This window comes from Halopenitus salinus (genome assembly GCF_042662125.1).
GTDB classification, from domain to species: Archaea; Halobacteriota; Halobacteria; order Halobacteriales; family Haloferacaceae; genus Halopenitus; species Halopenitus salinus.
In genome coordinates, this window is the sequence record NZ_JBHSXL010000003.1 from 391,840 (window position 1) to 414,160 (window position 22,321).

20 protein-coding genes are annotated in these 22,321 nt (G+C 54.4%); 16 read left to right on the forward strand and 4 right to left on the reverse strand.

All coding sequences use genetic code 11. The features are described from left to right. The first annotated feature begins 1 nt into the window (after position 1). From ACFQE9_RS04795 to ACFQE9_RS04840, 10 genes are read left to right on the forward strand one after another with little or no spacing between them, the layout of a single operon-like run. Positions 2 to 538, forward strand: a complete 537-nt coding sequence (locus ACFQE9_RS04795) for a 50S ribosomal protein L6 (RefSeq protein WP_379741105.1) — start codon at positions 2 to 4, stop codon at positions 536 to 538. Next, positions 539 to 1,237, forward strand: coding sequence for a 50S ribosomal protein L32e (locus tag ACFQE9_RS04800; RefSeq protein WP_379741108.1), 699 nt, complete (start codon positions 539 to 541; stop codon positions 1,235 to 1,237). It abuts the gene before it with no gap. Then, the gene (locus ACFQE9_RS04805) at positions 1,234 to 1,695 is read left to right on the forward strand and encodes a 50S ribosomal protein L19e (protein WP_379741111.1); all 462 of its coding nucleotides are present in this window, start codon (positions 1,234 to 1,236) and stop codon (positions 1,693 to 1,695) included. The genes ACFQE9_RS04800 and ACFQE9_RS04805 overlap by 4 nt, the downstream gene beginning before the upstream one ends. Further along, positions 1,695 to 2,252 (forward strand): 50S ribosomal protein L18, encoded by a 558-nt coding sequence (locus tag ACFQE9_RS04810; RefSeq protein ID WP_379741114.1) that lies wholly within the window; start codon positions 1,695 to 1,697, stop codon positions 2,250 to 2,252. Before ACFQE9_RS04805 ends, ACFQE9_RS04810 begins: the two co-directional genes overlap by 1 nt. Beyond that, entirely contained in the window at positions 2,245 to 2,892 is a 648-nt protein-coding gene (locus ACFQE9_RS04815; protein WP_379741117.1) for a 30S ribosomal protein S5, read from the forward strand. The genes ACFQE9_RS04810 and ACFQE9_RS04815 overlap by 8 nt, the downstream gene beginning before the upstream one ends. Continuing rightward, positions 2,892 to 3,356 (forward strand): 50S ribosomal protein L30, encoded by a 465-nt coding sequence (locus ACFQE9_RS04820; protein ID WP_379741120.1) that lies wholly within the window; start codon positions 2,892 to 2,894, stop codon positions 3,354 to 3,356. The genes ACFQE9_RS04815 and ACFQE9_RS04820 overlap by 1 nt, the downstream gene beginning before the upstream one ends. Beyond that, positions 3,353 to 3,850, forward strand: a complete 498-nt coding sequence (locus ACFQE9_RS04825) for an uL15m family ribosomal protein (RefSeq protein WP_379741124.1) — start codon at positions 3,353 to 3,355, stop codon at positions 3,848 to 3,850. The genes ACFQE9_RS04820 and ACFQE9_RS04825 overlap by 4 nt, the downstream gene beginning before the upstream one ends. A 2-nt stretch (positions 3,851 to 3,852) precedes the next feature. Further along, positions 3,853 to 5,322, forward strand: a complete 1,470-nt coding sequence (gene secY / locus ACFQE9_RS04830; RefSeq protein ID WP_379741127.1) for a preprotein translocase subunit SecY — start codon at positions 3,853 to 3,855, stop codon at positions 5,320 to 5,322. A gap of 49 nt (positions 5,323 to 5,371) precedes the next feature. Beyond that, positions 5,372 to 5,995 (forward strand): hypothetical protein, encoded by a 624-nt coding sequence (locus tag ACFQE9_RS04835; RefSeq protein WP_379741130.1) that lies wholly within the window; start codon positions 5,372 to 5,374, stop codon positions 5,993 to 5,995. Between the two features lies 1 nt (position 5,996). Continuing rightward, positions 5,997 to 7,124: a tyrosine-type recombinase/integrase gene (locus ACFQE9_RS04840; RefSeq protein ID WP_379741133.1), complete on the forward strand. Its 1,128-nt coding sequence runs from the start codon at positions 5,997 to 5,999 to the stop codon at positions 7,122 to 7,124. Positions 7,125 to 7,350: 226 nt separating this feature from the next. On the opposite strand, the gene ACFQE9_RS04845 is transcribed toward ACFQE9_RS04840, so the two are convergent. The 3 genes from ACFQE9_RS04845 to ACFQE9_RS04855 all read right to left on the reverse strand — a co-directional run bounded on the left by ACFQE9_RS04845 (position 7,351) and on the right by ACFQE9_RS04855 (position 12,033). Continuing rightward, on the reverse strand, positions 7,351 to 8,418 hold the full coding sequence (locus ACFQE9_RS04845; protein ID WP_379741136.1) for a hypothetical protein: 1,068 nt from the start codon (positions 8,416 to 8,418) through the stop codon (positions 7,351 to 7,353). Between the two features lie 713 nt (positions 8,419 to 9,131). Beyond that, positions 9,132 to 10,289 carry a coiled-coil domain-containing protein gene (locus ACFQE9_RS04850; protein ID WP_379741139.1) on the reverse strand — a complete coding sequence of 386 codons (1,158 nt, stop codon included), beginning with the start codon at positions 10,287 to 10,289 and terminating at the stop codon, positions 9,132 to 9,134. After that, on the reverse strand, positions 10,282 to 12,033 hold the full coding sequence (locus tag ACFQE9_RS04855) for a DEAD/DEAH box helicase (protein WP_379741142.1): 1,752 nt from the start codon (positions 12,031 to 12,033) through the stop codon (positions 10,282 to 10,284). The genes ACFQE9_RS04850 and ACFQE9_RS04855 overlap by 8 nt, the downstream gene beginning before the upstream one ends. A gap of 347 nt (positions 12,034 to 12,380) precedes the next feature. On the opposite strand from ACFQE9_RS04855, the gene ACFQE9_RS04860 reads away from it, so the two are divergent. Both ACFQE9_RS04860 and ACFQE9_RS04865 read left to right on the forward strand, forming a co-directional pair. Beyond that, on the forward strand, positions 12,381 to 12,881 hold the full coding sequence (locus tag ACFQE9_RS04860) for a hypothetical protein (RefSeq protein ID WP_379741145.1): 501 nt from the start codon (positions 12,381 to 12,383) through the stop codon (positions 12,879 to 12,881). Positions 12,882 to 13,151: 270 nt separating this feature from the next. Next, positions 13,152 to 16,358, forward strand: coding sequence for a DUF499 domain-containing protein (locus tag ACFQE9_RS04865; protein WP_379741148.1), 3,207 nt, complete (start codon positions 13,152 to 13,154; stop codon positions 16,356 to 16,358). A gap of 127 nt (positions 16,359 to 16,485) precedes the next feature. Here the strand turns inward: ACFQE9_RS04865 and ACFQE9_RS04870 are convergent, their stop codons facing one another. After that, positions 16,486 to 17,907 (reverse strand): winged helix-turn-helix domain-containing protein, encoded by a 1,422-nt coding sequence (locus ACFQE9_RS04870; RefSeq protein ID WP_379741151.1) that lies wholly within the window; start codon positions 17,905 to 17,907, stop codon positions 16,486 to 16,488. 96 nt (positions 17,908 to 18,003) lie between these two features. Between ACFQE9_RS04870 and ACFQE9_RS04875 the strand changes: the two genes are divergently transcribed. The 4 genes from ACFQE9_RS04875 to ACFQE9_RS04890 all read left to right on the forward strand — a co-directional run bounded on the left by ACFQE9_RS04875 (position 18,004) and on the right by ACFQE9_RS04890 (position 22,318). Beyond that, positions 18,004 to 20,679 carry a DUF1156 domain-containing protein gene (locus tag ACFQE9_RS04875; protein WP_379741153.1) on the forward strand — a complete coding sequence of 892 codons (2,676 nt, stop codon included), beginning with the start codon at positions 18,004 to 18,006 and terminating at the stop codon, positions 20,677 to 20,679. A gap of 98 nt (positions 20,680 to 20,777) precedes the next feature. Beyond that, positions 20,778 to 21,218 (forward strand): HNH endonuclease, encoded by a 441-nt coding sequence (locus ACFQE9_RS04880; RefSeq protein ID WP_379741156.1) that lies wholly within the window; start codon positions 20,778 to 20,780, stop codon positions 21,216 to 21,218. Between the two features lie 237 nt (positions 21,219 to 21,455). Continuing rightward, complete coding sequence (locus tag ACFQE9_RS04885) at positions 21,456 to 21,857, forward strand: hypothetical protein (RefSeq protein ID WP_379741158.1); 402 nt, start codon at positions 21,456 to 21,458, stop codon at positions 21,855 to 21,857. A gap of 77 nt (positions 21,858 to 21,934) precedes the next feature. After that, entirely contained in the window at positions 21,935 to 22,318 is a 384-nt protein-coding gene (locus ACFQE9_RS04890) for a hypothetical protein (protein ID WP_379741161.1), read from the forward strand. The last annotated feature ends 3 nt before the right edge of the window (positions 22,319 to 22,321 follow it).

The window sequence follows — 22,321 nt, forward strand, 5'->3', positions numbered from 1 at the left end:
AATGAACAGAGTCGAAATAGACATACCGGACGACGTCTCCGCGGAGATCGATCACCTGGATCTCACGATCGAGGGACCCAACGGCAGCGTCACGCGCCGTCTGTGGTACCCCGACGTCGAGGTCGCGATCGACGACGACGCGGTCGTCATCACCGCCGAGAACGAGGACGCCAAGACCAACGCGACGGTCGGCACCTTCGAGAGCCACGTCTCGAACATGATTCGGGGCGTGACCGACGGCTGGGAGTACGGGATGGAGGTCTTCTACGCCCACTTCCCGATGCAGGTCTCGGTCGACGGCGACGAGGTGGTCATCGAGAACTTCCTCGGCGAGCGGGCGGAGCGGCGAACCCCCATCCGCGGGGACACGAACGTACAGGTCGACGGCGAGGAGATCACGCTCTCCGGCCCCTCCAAGGAGGACGTCGGACAGACCGCCGCCGACATCGAACAGCTGACGAGGGTTTCCGACAAGGACACGCGAGTCTTCCAGGACGGCGTGTACATCGTCGAGAAGCCGAAGGCAGGTGGAGTCTAAATGCCAGAGGAACTCGAGGACATAAGCGGCGTCGGCCCCTCGAAAGCGGAGGCGCTCAGGGAGGCCGGCTACGAGACCGTCGAGGACGTGAAGGCCGCTTCCCAGTCCGAACTGGCCGAGGTCGACGGCGTCGGCAACGCGCTCGCAGCGCGCATCAAAGCCGACGTCGGCGGGCTCGAGGTCGAATCGGAGACGGAAGCCGAGATCGAAGAGGAGACGTCCGAGGAGGCCGAACCGGCCGACGACGAGGACGTCGAGACCGAACTGCGCCCGCGCGGGTACGCCGAGAAGACGCCCGACCTCGACGACGAGACGGCGCGTGCGCTCGCACAGAAACACCGCGAGGGCAAACCGCAGTTCAACCGACAGGACTACCACAAGAAAAAGCGGATCCCCACCTCCTGGCGCAAGCCGAGGGGCAACCTGTCGAAGCAGCGACGGGGGATAAAGGGGAAAGGCGACACCGTCGAGGCGGGCTTCCGCTCGCCGACGGCCGCACGTGGACTCCACCCGAGCGGCTTCGAGGAGGTGCGCGTTCACAACGCGGACGACCTCGAGGGCGTCGACGGCGACACGCAGGCGGTTCGGATCGCCGGGTCGGTCGGCGCGCGAAAGCGCGAGCGCATCGAGGAGGTCGCCGAGGAACGCGAGATCCGCGTGCTCAACCCGACCTACGTCGAAGTGGAGGTCGAAGAATGACCGATCTCTCAGCACAAAAGCGACTCGCGGCCGACGAACTCGACGTCGGAAAGAGCCGCGTCTGGCTCGACCCCGGCGCACAAGAGGAGATCGAGGACGCGATCACACGAGAGGACGTCCGAGAACTGATCGAGCAGGGGACGATCCGCGCGAAGGACGCCAAGTCCAACTCGCGCGGCCGTGCCCGAGAGCGCGCGGAGAAGCGCTCGTACGGTCACCGGACGGGCGCCGGCACCCGCAAGGGTAAATCCGGCGCTCGAAAGAGCGACAAGGACGACTGGAAGGCCCGGATCCGCGCACAGCGAGCGCGGCTCAAGGAACTTCGCGACGACGAGGACGTCCTCGACGCCTCCGAGTACCGCACGCTCTACAACAAGGCGAGCGGCGGGGACTTCGAGGACGTCGCGCGTCTGGAGGCGTACATCCGGACGCAGTACGGATACGAGGTGAACGACTGATGGCAACAGGACCACGATACACGGTGCCGATGCGCCGTCGTCGTGAGGTCCGGACGGACTACCACCAGAGGTTGCGCCTGCTGAAATCGGGCAAGCCTCGCCTGGTCGCCCGGGTGAGCAACGCTCACGTCAGGGCGCAGCTGGTCACCCCCGGATCGAACGGCGATGAGACACACCTCACGGCGACGAGTGAGGACCTCGAGGAGTACGGCTGGGAGGCGCCAACGGGGAACCTTCCGAGCGCGTACCTGACGGGCTACATCCTCGGCGCTCGCGCGCTCGAGGACGGGTTCGAGGAGGCGGTCCTCGACATCGGTCTCAACACGGCGACGCCCGGCAACAAGGTGTTTGCGGTACAGGAAGGCGCAATCGACGCAGGGCTCGAGATCCCGCACAACGAGAGCGTTCTCGCGGACTGGTCGCGCAACCGCGGCGAGCACATCGCCGAGTACGCCGAGCAGCTCGACGAGCCGCTCTACAGCGGCGATTTCGACGCCACCGAACTCCCCGAGCACTTCGACGACGTGCTCGCCACGATACAGGAGGACTATGAGTAGAAACAACGACGGCTGGGAGCCGCGCACGCGGCTCGGCCGCAAGGTACAGGACGGCGACGTCACCTCGATGGACCAGGCGCTTCGGTCCGGACTCCCGCTGAAGGAGCCGGAGATCGTCGATCAGCTCCTCCCGGGGCTCGAGGACGAGGTCCTCGACATCAACATGGTCCAGCGGATGACCGACTCGGGACGGCGCGTGAAGTTCCGATGTGTGGTCGTCGTGGGCAACCGCGACGGCTACCTCGGCTACGCGCAGGCCAGAGACGAACAGGTCGGCGGGGCGATCCAGAAGGCGATCGAGGTGGCGAAGCTGAACGTCATCGAGGTCGACCGCGGATCGGGCTCGTGGGAGGACCAGCCCGGCGGTACGAACTCGCTGACGCGAACCGCCGAGGGGAAGGCCGGATCGGTCACGGTCGAGATCAAGCCCGCCCCGCAGGGGCTCGGGCTCGCGGCGGCGCCGACGGTGCGCCACATCCTCGAACTCGCCGGCGTCCAGGACGCCTGGACCAGCTCGAACGGCAACACGCGGACGACCGTGAACCTCGCGAAGGCCACGTTCAACGCGCTCGAGAACGCCGCACAGTCGCGAACCCCCCAGCACGCACGACAGGTGCACTACGACGAGGTGAGCGAGTGATGCAGGCGATCGTACAGCTCCGCGGCGAGGTCAACATGAGCCACGAGGTGGAGGACACCCTCCAGATGCTCAACGTTGGTCGCGTCAATCACGCGACGTTCGTCCCCGAGACGGACGCCTACCGCGGCATGATCACGAAGGTGAACGACTTCGTGGCCTTCGGCGAGCCGAGCGTCGAGGCGGTCGAACGGACGATCGCCCGCCGCGGGGAGCCCCTCGAGGGGTCCGCGGACGTCGACGACGAGTGGATCGCCGAGAACACCGACTACGACGACCTGGAGGCGCTCGCGGCGGCGCTCGTCGACGAGGAGACCACGCTTCGCGAACAGGGTCTCTCGCCGGCCGTTCGGCTGCACCCGCCGCGTGGCGGCCACGACGGCGTGAAACATCCGATCGTCGACGGCGGCCAGCTCGGCCGCCACTCGAGCGAGGAGATCGACTCGCTGCTGGAGGCAATGCGATGACCGACAAGAAACGCAGACAGCGCGGATCCCGGACCCACGGCGGCGGCACGCACAAGAACCGCCGGGGCGCCGGCCACCGCGGCGGTCGCGGGGCCGCCGGCCGGTCGAAACACGAGTACCACAACTACGAACCGCTCGGAAAGTACGGGTTCAAGCGCCCCCAGGGCGCAGCGGTCGACGTTCGGGAGGTCTCCGTCCAGAAGCTCGACGAGGACGCGGCGCTTTACGTCGCCGACGACCTCGCCGAGACGGACGGCGAGACGACCGTGATCGACGCCCGTGACGTGGCCGAGGACGGCTACGAGGCGGACGTCGTGAAGGTGCTCGGCGGCGGACAGGTCCGCGGCCAGCTTCGCGTCACCGCCGACGCCTTCACGGCCGGTGCACGCGAGCTCATAGAGGAGGCCGGCGGCGAGGCCGTCCTCTCCGAGCGCGCCGAGACGGCCGACGAAGAACCAGAAGACACATCAGACGCCGAGGCAGACGACGCATAACCATGAGCTGGAAGGACGCCGCCGAACCAGTGCTCACGCGGATGCCGGCCGTCCGCCGTCCGGAGGGCCACGTTCCGTTCAAGCGGAAGCTCGCGTGGACCGGCGCCATCCTGATGGTGTACTTCTTCCTCACCAACATCAACCCGTTCGGGCTGGCGGCCGGACAGGGCAGCGACTTCTTCGGCCAGTTCCGGTCGATCCTGGCCGGCGGACACGGGTCGCTCCTGCAGGTCGGGATCGGCCCGATCGTCACGGCGTCGATCGTCCTCCAGCTGCTCGGCGGCGCCAACCTTCTCGGGCTCGACACGGACGACCCGCGCGATCAGGTCCTCTATCAGGGCCTCCAGAAGCTGTTGGTGTTCGTCGTCACCGCGTTGACCGCGGCACCGATGGTCTACTCCGGCGGGTTCCTTCCCGCGGATCCCGCGGTCGGGAACGCGCTCTCGATCGGTACCTTCGGCGTACAGACGCTGATCTTCGCACAGGTCTTCGTCGGCGGCGTGCTCATCCTGTTCATGGACGAGATCGTGAGCAAGTGGGGCGTCGGGTCCGGCGTCGGCCTGTTCATCATCGCGGGCGTGAGCCAGCGCATCGTCGGCGGGTTCTTCAGCTGGTCGGCGCTCGGCAACGTCGGATTCTTCGCGAGCTGGTACGGGATCATCGTCGGGGATCTGACCATCGGGTCGATCTTCACGGCCGACGGGCTCCAGAACCTGCTCTTCGCGCCGGGTAACGTGCTCGCGCTGTTCACGACGGTCTTCATCTTCGTCGTCGTGGTCTATGCGGAGTCGGTTCGCGTGGAGATCCCGCTCTCGCACGCCCGGGTGAAGGGCGCACGCGGGCGCTTCCCCGTGAAGCTCATCTACGCGTCCGTCCTGCCGATGATCCTCGTTCGCGCGCTGCAGGCGAACGTCCAGTTCCTCGGCCAGATCCTCAACCGGACCTGGCAGGGAATGCCGGCGTGGCTCGGCGTCTACGGCGACCAGGGCGAGCCGGTCTCGGGCGTGTTCTACTACCTGAACCCGATCCAACAGCCCCAACAGTGGATGTGGTTCCTCGGCGAGACCGCGGCCGAGCCGTGGATGATCGCGATCCGGATCGCCATCGACCTGACGTTCATGGTCGTCGGCGGCGCGATCTTCGCCATCTTCTGGGTGGAGACCACCGGGATGGGCCCGGAGGCGACCGCCCAGCAGATCCAGAACTCCGGGATGCAGATCCCCGGGTTCCGACGGAACCCGCAGGTCGTAGAGAAGGTGATGGAACGGTACATCCCGCAGGTGACCGTCATCGGCGGCGCCCTCGTCGGGCTGCTCGCCGTGATGGCGAACATGCTCGGCACCGTCGGCGGCGTCTCAGGAACGGGACTGCTGCTTGCGGTCTCGATCACCTACAAGCTCTACGAGGAGATCGCGGAAGAACAGCTCATGGAGATGCACCCGATGATGCGCCAGATGTTTGGAAACGAGTAACCCCACTGGGGTCCCACATTTTATTTATTAAGTCTGTGAAGCTGCTGCTATGGCTAACGAGCAGCGGAACAAAATCAAACTCAATGTCCGGGTCGCTCGGGCAAAAAAGAAGGAGTGGAAAAAAGCGCTCGCAGACGGTGAAACCATGTCATCGCTGGTTCAACGTGCTGTGGATCGGGAAATCAACAACGAGTACGTCCCTATAGAAGCTGTTGAACAAACGGATGACACCGGCTCTGGTGAAGATGTCTCACAATTGTCAGAGAAGCTTGACGAGTTGCATCGGGATATCGCCGCTGCAAACAGTAAGATCGACACTTTGGCAGCTGTAGGTGATACAGAGGACAGTGACGACACTGAGAGTATTGAGGAGCTAGCAATGGATATCTTGCCGCGTTTACCGGCATACCCGAGAGACATACCCGAATACGCGCTGAAAGATATGGGTGGAAGGGGCGAGATGAGTAAACAAGAATATATCGAGTTCATTATTGATACACTCCGGAGCACCGATACGGGAGTCGCTATTGATGGATCTGCGAACCACTTTGCCGGTCAACTCCGCGAACCAGAGCACAAAGCCAGACAGGCGCTGCTCCACCTCGAACAGGAAACGACGGAGAATGTCCACAGCGCTATCGTGGATGGGACACGTCATTGGATGAGGTTCTAAAATGCGGAACTACAAGGGGGAGTACACGACACCTGACAACAAAACTATTTCCGCACACTCGGAGGAATTGCTTGGCCTATACTTGGATAGTCTGACGGGTCAAAAGACAGGGACCTCAGACTCCACAGTCACGACCCGTCGCCGAGAAGTACGCTACTGGTTGGCATTCTGTGAATCGAATGAAATTGATCCACTCGCTGCCGAGACCAGTGACGTGAGAGGGTATATACAGAATAATACTGATTTGGCAGATACGACTGTCGGGAGCTACTACCGTTCAGTTCAGTCGTTTTACTCTGTCGTGGAAAACGACGAAGCGCACAATCAACTGACGCTTGCTAATGGGCATCCGTGCCCCAACAAAGACACAATTGATTTGAAGAATGACTATCGGATCTACGAGAACCAGTCTGAATACAAGCGGCAGCATAGCCTCTCTTCGAAAGATATTGACGGTTCTCGCTCCCCATCGAACGATATCCTTGCACTTCTCCCGGAACAGGTCGAAAAGTTGTTTGAAAATGTACCGGGATCGAAGCAACAGACGCGTCTGCGCAACGAAATCGTCGTCAGGCTAGCCTGGTATACTGGGTGTCGGTCAGATGAACTTAGTCGGATGAGAGTTGAGAACATTGATTGGGACAATTGTCTGATCAACGTTCGGTCAGCGAAACTTAATCCGGAAGAGCACCCCAAACTGATCCGGCGTGATGTTTGTTTCCCGAGAGAGTTTAAATTTCAACTCAAGCGATGGTGTGAACGTGTTCGACACGGATTTTGTGGCGTAGCTGATCCCGGTGAAGGGAGGATATTAGTAACCACACACAGCGATGAGATGCAGCCGACTCAGATTAACAATATCATCAAATCCGCAGCGCGAGCTGCGGGTGTACAGCGGCCATTGCGCCCACCTGACCCAGAACCGGATGATGATGTACAGGAATGGTTCGTGACATCACACCGGATTAGACGGTCGGCTATCACTCACTGGGTTAATGACGTAGATTCACTCGATCTACATCAAGTCCGTCGGTTGGCTGGGCATGCTCGAATCAATCAGACAATGCAGTACGTCGAGGATGATGATGAGCAACTGATTACAGATTATCAACGAGGTATGAACCGGTGACTATGCCGCGGCAACTTATTATCTTATAAATATTTCTTATGTGGAATGTAATAATAACCACGTCAGATTGAATCTGCTATAGAAATCTGATCACGTTTGGCCTCCGATCAATCTATCGACCGTCGCTGGGCTGGGTTCAGTAACCCACACCAACAGATGTCAGTAGTAAGCACCGGATGAGAGCACGACTGAACTACCCGGCCAACATTTCTAATACACGGACCTACTAGCTCATGTCCTCACTACCACCGCCGTCCGCACGGATTTGTGTCGCGTTTTCAAGTTTGGCCATCTTGTCGGCAACAGGCTCGCTATCCGCGTTCAGGTCAGTCCCATCCTCATTGTCCGCGTTCGGGTTTGACTTAGCCCCTATATTGGAATTATCCACCGGTTCGAAATGTTCAGTCTCATCGGACCAGGCGAACCCAATACGTTCGAGGACGCGATCTCTGTACTCGCTCACCGCCTCCCGGCTATTCGAGTTTTCTTCGATGCCTGCGAAGTAAAGCGCTCGTGTGAACTCTTTTTTTGTGAACGGTGAGGGTGGCCCCTCACAGTCACCAACAAGATTGGACACGATCTCCGTCGTCTGCTTCTTCTTCGAAACCTCCGACGAGAGATAGATATCGGGACTTTCGTCGTATTCCCAGCGCTTCACGCCCTTGTACTCCACCACGCGCGGCGTGAACTTGTTGTGGAAGTGGTCTGTCCCGCTGGTCTTATCGTTGATGGCCCTTTTAAGATCTTTCTCCGAAAAACTGTTCCCAAGGGTACGTGCAATCTCCCGGGTAGTGCGCTCAGTTTTCCGAAGACCGTTCGCTATGTCAGAGCCGTCATCTTTGTCTTGCGCGAAGGACCGCTCTGCTTCGGGAACGACACGTTCGAGCTTCTTGATGAGACGCTCTTCTCTAGTCCCACCAAGATACCACGCGATCACGCCGCGTAGAACTTCATGTTTCGAGAGGTCGTTCGCCGCAGCGTACTGCTCCATTCCGTGTTTGACATCCTCGTGGACGCGAACGAACTGCCGACTCGATTCGGTGTCGGCGAGAGACGGAACACTCGGAAAATTATTTTTTCTATCAACCTCACGAGAGAGTCCGGCTGCCTCTAATAGACGGTTGGCATAGCTCTCCAAGGCATGAACGTCGCGGTACTCACGCCAAGACTCCTCGATCTGAACGCCGGCATATAGACGGGTTTCACCCCACTTCTCTTCGACTTTGGCGGTATACTCGGCCCATCGATCATTCGGGACTTCCCACCCGAGTTTCACTCGGGACGAGGTCGTCACACTGACCACCCCGTGAGTGACGACGTGTCAGACTGACACGATCGTGTCTGTCTGTACGTACGTACGTAACGTTTTGGCACGTGACAGTAGTAGTAGTGGCAGTGATCGAAAGGTAAAATCGGGTCAGTGGGCAAGTCGTTCTCATCTTCGACTGCCTCCCGTCTGGTGATTTTCCGTTTCCCAGTATCTGTTTGTAGGTGTCGCAGGGACACTCTCACAAGTTTGCTCGAAAAAAAATTTTCTCTGAGGACAGTCTCGCTGAAACGAATTGCGGGACGCTTCTTTATTGGGTCGTCGTCGCTCTCGTCTTGGTCGTCACTAGTGCCTGATGTGTTACTATACGTCTCGTCAGTCCCAGTTGGTATATTGTGTGTTGTGATCTGCATCGTGCTACCCTAGCCGTGAGGCCAACTGCTAGGCAACACGAGCACCGCGCGGGACTGGGCATCCCCGCGATTCGCAACCGCGCACAGTGAGGGATTTTTATCGGACTCGTATGCTACTGCACCCATACGTAATGCCCTACTTGTTATAACCCTAATGGAGATATTTTGATAAAAGATCAGTGAAAACAAAGAAAAGATCAAGTATATATTGAAATACCCAGCGAGAATGCCAGGTAGTGATTTATCCATAGTTTTCAGCGAACGACTATTCTACCCCGTATTATTGTTGAGGCGGAGTAACGACTGATGACCACAGGACCAGATGAGCTACTCACTACCACAGCTACCACACTGAATGCCATTCGTGATAGACCAGAGTGGATTTTCTTCCGAAAGTGATTGGTTGCAAGTGTCGCAATCAATCTCTTCCGTCACGCCAACTCCACTTCCGTATCCGACCGTCAACGATACCGTCGAATTACGGTCAGTTAAGTCAAACTCGGCATCACCGCGCTCATATTCAACCTGAGTAATGGTGACGGGGGTGACGACTACTTCTAATCCATGCCGCTCCCGAATCTCCTGCTGTTGATCCGGATATCCATGCTCTCGTCGGCGGTGTAGTTCCTTGAGCTCCGCTTCAACCTCTTCGAGCTTTGATTTATGTTCTCGCCGCTCTTTCAGTGCCTCAACTCGTTCCGTCTGGTTCTTATTCTCGACCGACTCGTTGAGGTCCTCAATCTTGGACCGAAGACGCGTGATCTTTGTCTCGAATTCGTCCTCTCGTTGTCGTTGCAACTGACGGTACTCTTCGAGTTCTGCGTCAGCGGCACGAGACGCCTCTTCGTGGATTTCGTCGATCTGTGGCTGTATGTCAGTGAGGACAGAATTACGAGACACGTCTACTAGCCGCTCCGCCTGTGTCGGTTCCACGGTAAACTCCCCCGACGTGAGAGTAGTAGCCTCCGAATGCGTCAAGGTTAGAAATGTCTCGTCGATATTGGGGAGAATCTCATTAGACCGAACATCGATACCTATGCTGCGGAGGAATTCCTGTTGATACTCGCTCACGGTTTCAACAGATACCTGAAAGAGAATGACTAGTGCCCTTCGGTCATAGTAAGGTGTGAAGTCGATCTCTGATACTGAGACTGGGCCATCCTCTAGCCAATCCGGCGTAATAATCTCCGTGTCGGCTGAGCCGATCTTGATGCTCCCGAGAGGTACACGGTCGCTCGCGTCGTCGAGGACCGATTGGAAGAACGAGCTTTCGGGATTCAGGAGAGCGTGTGTCTCATCTAGGTCTTTGACGGTATCACAGAGAAGATTGTGTTGGCCTTTCGGCAGGTTGGTCTCTACATCTTCCGGAATCGTTACTTGCCACTCGTTGTCTCGTATATCGATCTGACAGCCGAGTGATCGGAGATACCGCGCTGTGAAACTCTCAACTGTGGACTGGGTCACCGGTACGGCGGCGTCAGTCATCGCTGGCCCCCAAGTCGAATCCCTCGAAGACACCGCTATTGAATTCCTCCAATTTCTCGGCGAGGTCGCGTTGCTCTTGTAGATCGACTGCCATCGCGTCAAAGTTGTTCTCCAAATCGACCTCGGAATTAGCGTTGACCAGCCGTTCGAAGATCTCATCCTCGAAGCTTTTCCCGGATTCTTCCAACCTCGTGAGTATCTCGCTTAGCTCACCGACACTCTGTTGGAAGATATCGATCTTGTGATATAACCGTTCAAGGACATACTCTTCGACAGTATCCTTCAACGCCATATTGAACACGTAGACCTGCCGTTTCTGACCGATCCGATGGATACGACCGATCCGCTGTTCAACACGCATCGGGTTCCAAGGGAGGTCCCAGTTTACCAGAATATTGCAGAACTGAGCATTACGTCCCTCAGACATCGCGTCTGTCGAAACGAGAATCCCGCCCTGTTCCTCAAAGCTCTCGATGATGTCTTCTTTCTCCTGGCTAGAGTGGCCGCCATGAAACGAGTGGACCGTGTAGCCCTCTGACGCCAGTCTTTCAGCTACCCGGCGTTGGGTGGCACGGAACTGTGTGAAGACGATCACGCGTCCTTTCTCGACGTTTTCGCGTGCCTCTTCGACGATGTCGAGCAGTCGCTCCTGTTTGGTGACCGTGTCAATATTATCGATGAGGTCTATAATCGACTCCAACTCTTCCGTCTGCGTGAGTTCTGACTGGTCATCGAGTCTCTTCCGGATCGTCGTTTCAAGCGCTTCAGGACTACTGACGACCTCTTTTTGGAGAAGCATCAACACCAGTTTCTGTCCTTGATCCTGGCTGTAAGCTCCCTTGACGTAGTCGGATACGGCTTGGTAGAGCTCACGCTCCGCCGGTGAAGGATCGAATTTCCGCGTATCGACCCGCCGTTCTGTGAAGTCTACATCTGTATCTTCACGGCGGTTCCGGATCATCACCTTGTTTAACCGGTCCTGAAGCTCGTTACGGTTAACGAGGGTTTCCTGGTCGCTATTGATGAAATACTGGTGAAACACATCACGTGTTCCGAACAAGCCCGGACGGAGTAGTGAGACGACGTTGTAGAGGTCGGTGAGTTCATTCTGTATCGGCGTCGCCGTGAGAAAGAACGCGTAGTTATACCTGAGTTGGTCGATCAGCTCGTATCGATCCGTCTCCTCGTTCTTCACGTAGTGGGCTTCATCGAGAACGAGAACGTCCCAGTCGCGTTTGAGCACCGCCTGTCGGTATCTGTCGCTTTTGGCCGTGTCGATACTGGCGATGATGTAGTCGTGGCTGTCGAATCCGTTGAAGTCGTCATCGTAGTTACAGACGAACTCTAACCCGAATTTCTCCCGAAGTTCCGCTTGCCACTGTTTGGCCAGTTGGGCGGGTGTCAAGATGAGGACAGAATCGTTAGTCTCGCGGAAGTGCATCTCCTTGAGTATCATTCCAACCTCGATCGTCTTTCCGAGGCCGACCTCGTCTGCGAGTAACGCTTTCCCGTCCATTTCGAACAGAGCCCGGTACGCCGCATCGACCTGATGTTCGAGCATCTTGACCGAATTCTCATCAAGCTGTTTCAGGGAACGAAGTTCAGAGTCTGGCTGACCAGCTTGCAGACGAACTGCTTGAACAGTATGAAGATGACTTTCACTTGTCTCACCAAGGTCTGTGTATAGAACATCGTCCGCTGACTCATGGGTGACCTCGATATCTACGAGGTCAAAATCGCTCATATAGTTGGAAAGTTAGTTGACCGTCAAATATGTTGTGTAGCGATGTGCTCTGTCTACGACAAATTTCAATATCAATTACTGACCCTTCAGACTGCCAACCTATAGACTTAAAATGAGGTCTTAGAATCAGGGAGAAGCCGATGCGTCACGACAGCTGTTCGTGTACCTGAATCTCTGTGACTACTGACGGAGTCGTGAGGTACGGGAGATACTGTGAAAGTCTCGGGACTACAAATCAGTGATCTAGGCCAAGCAAACATATCACTCTCCTTCAGAGAGTTGTTCGTGGTGAGTGAGAGAGTGTATAAAGGCCAAAACTTTGTAGACGGCGTAAGATAGATTCAATAATGAGTCGAGATGCGTTTTTGGTTCCGATAACTTTCCCGGAGTTTGAGCGAACAGTAATTTCACCGGTCGATCTTACTGAACTACCGATACACACGTCAGCTCTTGATGAAGTGGATACGGCAGAAAACGTTCGGATATGGGGTGTGAAAAACAGTAAGCTGAATAAAAAGTTCTACGACAAAATGACCGAAGGTGATTATTTAATCTTCTATCGTAATGATCACTATCGATTCTTTGGGCGAGTGGGGCACAAATTCGATAGCGACGTAATCAGTCAGAGATATTGGTGTGATATTTCGGCAGATATGCTCTACACAATCGCTGATTTCAAGCACATCGATGTGGCTCGTAAGGTACTCAACGAAGCCTGCGATTACAAAGTTGCTTACCAGCCACAATCTATACAACGAATGAGCAACAGTGCATATCGAGAAATCAGAAGAGAATATGGTTCTATCGAACAATTTGTTTCGAAAGTGACGGGAAAGGCCGAATCGTAACGGCTTCGGGATCAGTAGTCTCCGAGAATTCGGTCACCGCCGAGAATACGTCGGTAGACATCATAGCCGCTGGGGTTGGCAAACTCGCTCCTTCGGCAGCCTTGGCATGCTTATATCAGACGGGAACGCAAATTGCCGGAATAGGGAGCGATCACCTGTCCGAATTCGAAAGATGATATCCCGATCGCACCCAATTTTCATCTAGCAGAAACGGTATCGACTCACCATAGTGCTTATCTGTTTTGTAGTGGGCTATGTATATATCAACGCATGTCGGAAGTAGGTTCCCTGCCCAAGACTCTCGAAGACACGGTTACGCTTAGCCGCGAGCTTCGAGAGGACGGGCAGATAGACGGGCAGGTAAAACTCTACAACGTGGATAACGCTAATGAGTTCGAGTCAGATGCCGAACTCTTCTTCGATCGCACGTTGATGACCCAGGGTCTTCGAGAAGCTCTATCGATACTCCGCGACTCTCTCACGGGCGAAGATCCTCGTGGTACGCACATTCTCTATGGTCCCTACGGGAGTGGGAAATCCCACCAGATGGTGGCGTTGTACCACTGTTTCGACGATCCGCTCGCTGCGGGGTCGTGGGCAACCGAAGAAATAGATGGGTTCGAATCGGCACTCCCAGACACAGCAGTTCCGATCACGGTTTCCATGCAAAACGAGCAGTACGAGTACCTCTGGGAACCGTTCTTCGAAGCGCTCGACTACGAACCCGGGACGTACGAGTCCGGTGGCTACCCGGATATGCAGACGATTCAGGATGCCGTCGGCGACGACACCGTCGCGTTCTTCGTCGACGAGCTTGAGGACTGGTTCGATACGCTCCAAGGAGACCGCAAGAGCGCGAACAAGGCCTTCCTCCAATCTCTGCTTGAATCGACAGCGCTGTCCGATTTGGAGCTCTACACGATCGTCTCTGTCCTCCGTGAGGACTCCGAGGTCCACGATATTCTGAACCGGGAACAGGCGGTCGAGGTCAACATGAACAACCAGGTGGACAAGCGCGAGGTTCTCCACCACCGGCTGATTGAGGACACCGACGAATCAGCCGCCCGTGAGATCGTGAACGGGTACTTCGACGCCTATGACCAGTCGGACCATGTCACTGTCCCCGACGGTCTCCTCTCGGAGATGCACGATCTATACCCCTTCCATCCCGTTCTCCTCGACGCACTTGAGACGCGGTACTACGCCGACGAAGGGAACCAGAACACGCGCGGGATGATCTACCTCTTCTCGAAGGTTCTCCTCGAAATGGAGAACCAAACGGACCTGATAACGCACGGGGATATCGATGGGATTGAGTTCGAAGATGAAATCGCCAAGATCAATTACGAACGACTGAACGCCGCGACTGGCGATATCAAGAACCGAGTAGATGAGGACGACATCCCCCACGGTCGTCGTATCCTCAACACCATCCTCCTCTACTCACTAAAGCCGAGTGAGGGAGAGGGCGCTGAGGTCTCGGAGATCGTGATGGGCGCGTACCAGACGGGCGACCTCGTCTCTGACGTCGTGCTCAACCTCGAACGACTACACGGCGTCGCTTGGCACCTCCACAAGCTGAACGGGAAGTACGCTATCCGGGACCGCCAGAACCCCAACGCACTCATTCGAAACGCAGCTGTCGATGTCTCCGAGCGCTCAGCAAAAGCTGAAATCGCGGACTTCATCACCGACATCTTCGGTTCAAACGCGTCTCCCGTTGGCTTCCGAACTGACGACATCCGTGACGTCCCGGACGACCGTGACATCAAGGTCGTCGTGAAAGACGACCAGTGGACACAAGAGGAGGTCGAGCGCGTCATCACGAACGACAGTCGCGGACGTGAGTGGCGGAATACACTCGTGTTCGTACAGCCGTCCGGGGACAAGGCGATCGAATCCGGAACCCGGTACATCGACAAGGCACGGTACATCGAAGGTGCTCGTCAAGTCCTCGCCGACGAATCTCTCGACGACGAGATCCGCGAGTCTATTCAGTCGATGAAGGACCAGGAGGTAAGCGAGCTCCGTGAAGAGTTGCAGTTGCTCTATGGAGAGGTTCTAGACGGCGACAACCTGCTCCAAGAGTTTGATCTCGTGGCCCCGATGGACCTCGATGTCTACGTATCCGATGGCCCGGAGCTCGACGCCTCGAACATCGCGGACTCCGCAGCGGCTGACCCCTTCGACCTGCAGTCTGACGTATGGCCCATCGTGTCCGACCTGATGGAGCGGCGCGGCGAGATTTCGATTGAGGACGTGTACGAGCAGTTCCTCCGTGACCCGGAACTCCCGATCCCCGGAAGCGCGAACGACGTGTTGAACGCTACCGTGGACGCACTCGATGGGAAACCGGTACTGGCTCGTGACTCCGATGGGTTCCGCGACGACCTCTCGGGAAGCTCGCTCGACACCGTCCTAGTCCGGAAGGAGGACGTGGACGTGTGGGGAGTGAACGACGTCGAACAGGAACTCCGCAAGCGGTTCGGTAGCGGGACGACGGCGCTCGACATCGGCGACTTCGAGTTAGAGATGGTCGAGGATGGCGAGGTCTGGCTCGACGGCGACAGCCACGACGTCGTGTTGCGTGCCATCGGACGGCTGAACAGCGAGGACCAGTATGTGGTTGTTCGGGGCAACGAAATTCTCGACAAGCCGCAGTCTGATGCGACGCTCCGCGATATCGGGAGCGCGACGACTGTGGGCGGATCGTACCTCGCTGAGCGTATCGAGGAAGCAATCGAGACCGAGGGGTATGCGAACCTCGAAACGATCATCGGCGAGATTCGTGCGGACGAATCGGTGTTCCTCCCACCGGATGAGACCGAGACAGCAGCCCGCGAGGCAGTGAACGAGTTCCTCATCGACGAATACGTGCTAGAAGCGGGCGGGCGGTACTTGGACTCTCTCGGCGACCGTAACCCCATGACGGTGAAGATCGTTCCGACAGTCTCTGACCGTATTGGGGGTCAGATTATCGACCACCTAGACGAGCTCGATACTGGCGATCAGTTCACCTTGAGCAAGGTCGCTGATCGCTTCGATAGCACCGTCACCGAAGACATGGTACAGACGTTCTTACTGCAGAACCTCGGCCGCGAAGAGGATCCGGTGTACGTCGTCGGGCCGACGGGCTCCGAGAAGGCATCCGACTGGGTGCCGGGGTATCCATTTCGGATCCCTGATGTCGGCTCAGAGACGTGGCGGTTCGAGTACAACGGCGACGACGTCGCAGCCATGCGCAAGAAGTGGCGACGTGAGCATCAGACAGGGACCGTCGAGTACGGTGATGTCACGTTCATGCTACCGGATCGAGAGGGTGTGCCTGGCGCGCTTCAGGGAACTGCCGACATCGAGCGCTCGCAAGTGAGCCTGACGCTCCGCTCCGAGCAGGACTACACGAAGATACAGGACTTGTTCGAACTAATGCCTGACGAGGCGTCAAGTCTAAAGGTCGAAATCAGCTTCCAAAAGTAAGACTGTATACTCACATAACAGATTTAGAATTTCACTTAAATCTAGAAAAAGCCGGCAGATATTTCTAAAGTATTGATATAATACGATGAATTAGACTTGGTAGAATTACTTTTGAATGACAAAATTGTCAGAGAATCACACCCAAAATAGCATCTGTGTCGAGATTACTTTCATAACTTAAATTAGTAGAATAATAGTGTTCTATCGCATTAATCGCTTGTTCTTTTTCAATACTATTTACATTAGATAATATTTGATCAATACAGAAGCCAATATCGTGAGTATCAGTAATCTTCTCAAGCTGAAAATCAAAATTCATCATGTGTCCCAGATACAGTGTATAATCTTGTGTTTCTCTACCTGATTCAGACATTTGGGTGTTATTCCAAAATTCTCCCCCATGGATTAGAAATGCTCGGGCTGCGTTCATACGATTTTTTCGCTTTTCACGAGAGGATTCGTTATCAAGTATATAATCCCGCTGTAGATCATGACAGCGATAAACCCATTCACCGGCTTCTTCTCGACGTTTTACAATTGCACGTTGGTGGAGACCTGCCAGTAACTGTCGAACTTTTGCCTGAGATCGATCCGTCATTTCGCTTAATATATGAGGTCTCAGTTCTCGAAGGACACATGAATCTCTAAGAAGTTGCTCTTCCTCAACCGTCAATTCATTAAGAAGACTATCTTCTAGGTAATTTATTAGCTCTGGTCTGTTTAACGGACTATCATTCAGTATATTCTTTAGTCCGGTATTATCAGCCAATGTTAATAGTTTATTGAGGATAAATGGATGGCCACGAGTACGGTTGTATACTTCACCGATCACATCGTCCTCAACTGAAAAACCGTGCTTTTGAACTAACTCTTCTGTAGCGTGATCATCTAACTCACTCAGCCCCACCCGTAATATATTCTCAGGTTCGTTTGGAATATGGCGGGAAGAACCAATATACCATGTAACATTATCCGGTAGATCACGAGATATTTCCTGAAAAGCAGAATTAAATTTCTTTTTTCTATTCTCATTAAGACCTCCTACGTCATATTGATCTATTATTAAAACAATTTGGTCGTGATTTTCGGATTCCTTTCTGATGACATCGAGTACAAAATGAATTGGATCAATTGTTTCTGTTATATCATCATCAGTGTTGAATAGTTTGGCTAATGTTGTCCCGAGTACAGCACTACCCACACCTCCGGATGGATCTAGTATTGAGCTAGCGCTAGATATTGATTTTATCGTTGATGGTGATACTTCTGACTTTATTTTTTCTCTAACCGAATTCGGGAATTCCGCTTCCCATTCCTCTAATAATCGTTGGAGAAAGACTTGTACTGTGTCTGGGTTCCCGATCTCGTAACGAATGACCGGAATATTTTCTGATTCGCAGGTAGATGCAAATTCATCAAGCAGTGCCGATTTACCGAAACCGCTAGGTCCTGAAACCGTATACATCTGGGCATTTGATTCAGGACCAAGCCCACTCTGCAGGCGATTCATTTCCGTTGTCCTATTCACAAAGGGGCTTGAGACATCCATTGAATAATATTTGTTTGTAGAGGTGGTATAATTATATTGTCGTGGAGAGTTCCCAAACAGATATACCGGCGGGGATTCGTTTGGTATTTAACTACTATGTCTGAAGGCTTAGAGGACCGAGATCGGAAAGAGCTCCCTATTGAACGAGGATTCCCGATCGAGCGCGTGAATGAGATTGCCGAGAAAGAGGGGCGTGCAAAGATGTACTACCGACCTATCTACACGATGCACAAGTGGTGGGCACGGCGGCTGGGCTGTGTTTTCCGTGCTGTCTCTCTCTACACCCTGCTCGATGATCCGGAAAAGGTCTCGGTGTATGAGCCGGGTCACGAAGGTGGCACACTCGCTGGTTACGGTGACGACGCCGACAGCGAGTCCGACCTCGACGTCGCCTCACTCCTCGAACGCGTGGATATGACGGACCCAGAGAGCCTCTGGGAGCTCTACCCGAAGGATGTCCGCATCGAAGACAAGAAAATCCTCGATCCATTCATGGGCGGCGGCACATCGCTCGTCGAAGCGTCTCGATTCGGCGCAGAGGTCGTCGGTAACGACTTGAATCCCGTTGCTTGGTTCGTCACAAAGAAACAACTCGAAGCCGGCCAGACCGACGTCGAAGAGTTGGAAGGAGCCTTTGAGCAGGTGAAGGAAGATGTAGCCGACGAAATTACGCAGTACTACAAAACGCCCTGTCCGAACAGTGACCATGATGCCGACGTGATGTACAACTTCTGGGTAAAAGAATTGGACTGCGTCTCCTGCGGACACACCGTTCCGTTGTTCAAGGACTATCGGATCGCAGCAGGCCGCTATGAGAACGATGACAAGTACAACGTTCTCTGTCCGGACTGTGGATCGGTCACCCTCGTGGATGACTGGCAGTCGGAGAGTGTATGTAACGATTGTGGTCATGATTTCGTCCCGAAAGAAGGGAATGTCTCACGCGGTGGAAAGTACAATTGTCCGGATTGCGGGCAGAAGTATGGGATTAAAGATGCGATACAGGAACAGGACGGATACGATCTCCGGCTTTACGCAATTGAATACTACTGTGAGTGCTGCGACGACTCCGGTAAAAACAGAGCGGCGTATAAGGGTTATAAACGCCCACAAGAAGCAGACGAGGAACTATTTGAGAAAGCAAAGGAAGAGTGGAAGCAGAGTAAAGAACTACGCAACTACGTCCCGTCTGTAGATATTCGCCCGGGATGGTATACTGCATCAACTCAATTTGAAGGCTCTGCTCCCGGGGCCCATGATATTCTCCAATATGGATATGAAGAGTGGGCCGACATGTATAATGACAGACAGCTTCTGGCTCTCTCGAAATTACTTCAGAGCATCGATAAATTGGAGGATGATAATCTCCGAGAGTTCCTTCTACTGTGCTTCTCTGAATCACTCAACTATAACTCAATGATGATTGGGTATAACCCAGCATATAATAAGGCCACCAACATTTTCAAGACGAATTCTTTTGATCCGCCAATCACCCCTCTTGAGAATAATGTCTGGGGATCTGAATACGGCACCGGTACATTTAGTGCTATGTGGGAGATGGTCAAGAAAGGTGTAGAATATGCGAACGAGCCCACAGAGCGGTATATCTCTGATGGAGATACACACGAAACACCACCATTCTCACAACCTATTGGTGAAGAATCATCGGTGACTTGTAACGATCTCCGAGATTTGGAGTACGAAAACGAATTTGATTTGGTACTTACAGATCCCCCCTACTACGATAATATTCTCTACTCTGAGCTCTCGGACTATTTCTATGTATGGCAACGACAGCTCCTGAAAAAAGAATTTGAATGGTTCAACCCAACAGCGACTCCACGAGCCAAGAGTATTGTCTCGAACCCAGCCGAAAATAAGGATGTCAAAATATTTGAATCCGAACTTAAAGAAGGATTCGAGAGCATTCATACTGCTCTAAAAGACGATGGCGCACTTGCGTTCACTTACCACCATAGCGACTCCGAGTCATGGGGTGAATTGCTTGAAGCACTCTGTGAGGTCGGATTTGAAGTTACAGCAACTCATCCGGTATCCGCAGATATTGAGAAATTCATTCAAGGAGAAGCAGTCTCGTTTGATATTATCGTAGTTGCTAGGCCAACAACTGAGCGAACATCGGCTTCTTGGAAATCTCTCCGCCGAGACATCTACCGCACGGCCCGCCGCACACGCAAGCAACTCGAAGAGAACCGTGAGCTCTCCCGTGGTGACATTGGAGTGATGGAGATGGGCGCGTGTTTCCGTGAGTACTCCAAGCATCACGGTAAGGTACAGCGCGACGGTGAGATAATGTCCGCAAAGGAGGTCGTGCAAGAGATCTACGGCATCATTCAGGAGGCCAGCGACATCGGCGTCGAAGATGTGTTTATTGATCTGCTCGATAGTCCCGATCCATCGTTCGACGACATCAATAAGCTCTGTCGTGGCACCAATGCCACGCCAGAGGACCTCAAAGAGATGTGTCTGTACAACACCGACGACGGCTTCGAACTTGGGACGTGGGACAATGAAAAGCGTCGGGCGTATATCGAAGAGCGGACCAACGGCAACGGCGATGAACATCTCTCAAATCTCGACAAGCTCCAATTCCTCCGGTACCGGTACGAGAAGGGACAGGCCGTCCAAAACTACGTTGACAAGTGGGGTGTCGATGACGATCTCCGCGAGCTCGCCGGACGGCTCGCGGACGTGACTGGTGACGACACCTATACGCGCGTACTCGGCGACCGAGACATCACGAGCTACTGAAGCGAGGAGCAGGTTAATTTCCCAGTCGATGATAACTCACACACTGATGCTGGGCATCACAGAAATAAACCCAGACAACCTCGATTGAAACAAGAGATATGTCCGATAGCACGCACCAAGACCGAAAGCAACGGTTCGAACAGATCGCACTCTCAGTCCGAAACAGGGACGCTGGTAGATGTCGGTGGTGCGAGACGACAGAAGGTGATGAGCGGTTGAGCGTACATCACCTCATCCCAGATTCGCGCATCCCTGACCGATTCGATGCTCACCTTCCGGTAAACCTCGTTTCGTTATGCCAATCATGTCACTCCGAGCTTGAGTCTCGTTCATTGGACTACCAACTTCGTGTTCTTGATGTAGAAGACCGAGAAGAACTGATGCTCTCTGAGACAACTCGGAATGCGCTGAACGTACGGCTGAATAAAATTGGTTCGGCCGAGGTCTCGGTGAAGGGCATTTCAAAGGTTGAGTCGCAGGAATTCATTGACGAAGACCTCACCAGCACGGAGTCTCAACGAGGGCTCTCCGAATTCTAACGGCGATTGGTAGTGTTGTGGAATTGAAGTCATGGAAAATCCCCTCGTACAATTCTGTTCAACCCAGAGGTTAGCCGATTATACCGTGTCTTCGAAGAGATGAGTATGAAGAACATGTATCTCTCCTTCAGAGAGGTAGAAATCAGGTGTTTTTGTGTACTCACGGGGTAGTTTTTGTATTCCTTCCCAGCAATCAGGTACCCAATCTTATGGCTCCCTCGTGTGTCCTTTGATGAGATGGTCGAACAACTATCGGCAAATCTGATGGAAGCGTTCATCTACGGTCTCATAGCTGCCTCGATTAGCGGCATAATCTTCGAAAGTGGAGATCGCTATACCAAGACAGCATGGTCCGGAGATCAGTTTGCGGGCAAGATCGAAGCACTCCCATTCTTCCTTGCCACGTTCTTTCTTGGTCTGTTCATCAAGTACGGCGAAGGTGTGATTGGAGCAGAAGTTTCAGCTCTCACTCAAAGCTTTATCGCCGGTCAACGAATTGGTCTCATTTTGATTTTCGGCATGATCGCGTTCAATGCCTCGGTAGACAATTTTCGATACACAGACCTAAAATCGCTCATGATTATGGGAATTGGTGGATTGCTATTCCTTCGACCAGAGATGATCTATACCGTTGTGTGAGCCTTTTCGATTGGGAGTCTCTGTATGGCCAAGCGACAGCAACCCGTTTTTTATCCTGTGAAACTGTGAATCAACTAATGGCAGGACCCGGACAGATTCCCGGACGCTACAATCTCGTCATCGAGGGCACGCACGACACCTTCGATCACCGAATGCCGATCGAGGAGTTCATCGAACGCCTTCAGAAAGACGATGTCCCGGATGAAGTCTCCGTAATCGGCCTCGAAGACGCCCTCTCGGACAACGAACTCCGTACTGAGCTCAATAGTGCAATGGATCGACGAGCGAACGATTTAGAGTACCAGAATCCGACGGTTCAGTTCGTCGTTGAGGGGTCGTTCCATCGCCAGGGAAAGACGTACGACCTTCGCTACGATGACCAGCTCCACTCCTTACAGGATGTGTTTGGGGCACAAATCGAACGAGAAGGAGATGGAGACTGGCTCGTTACGCCTTTCTGAGGT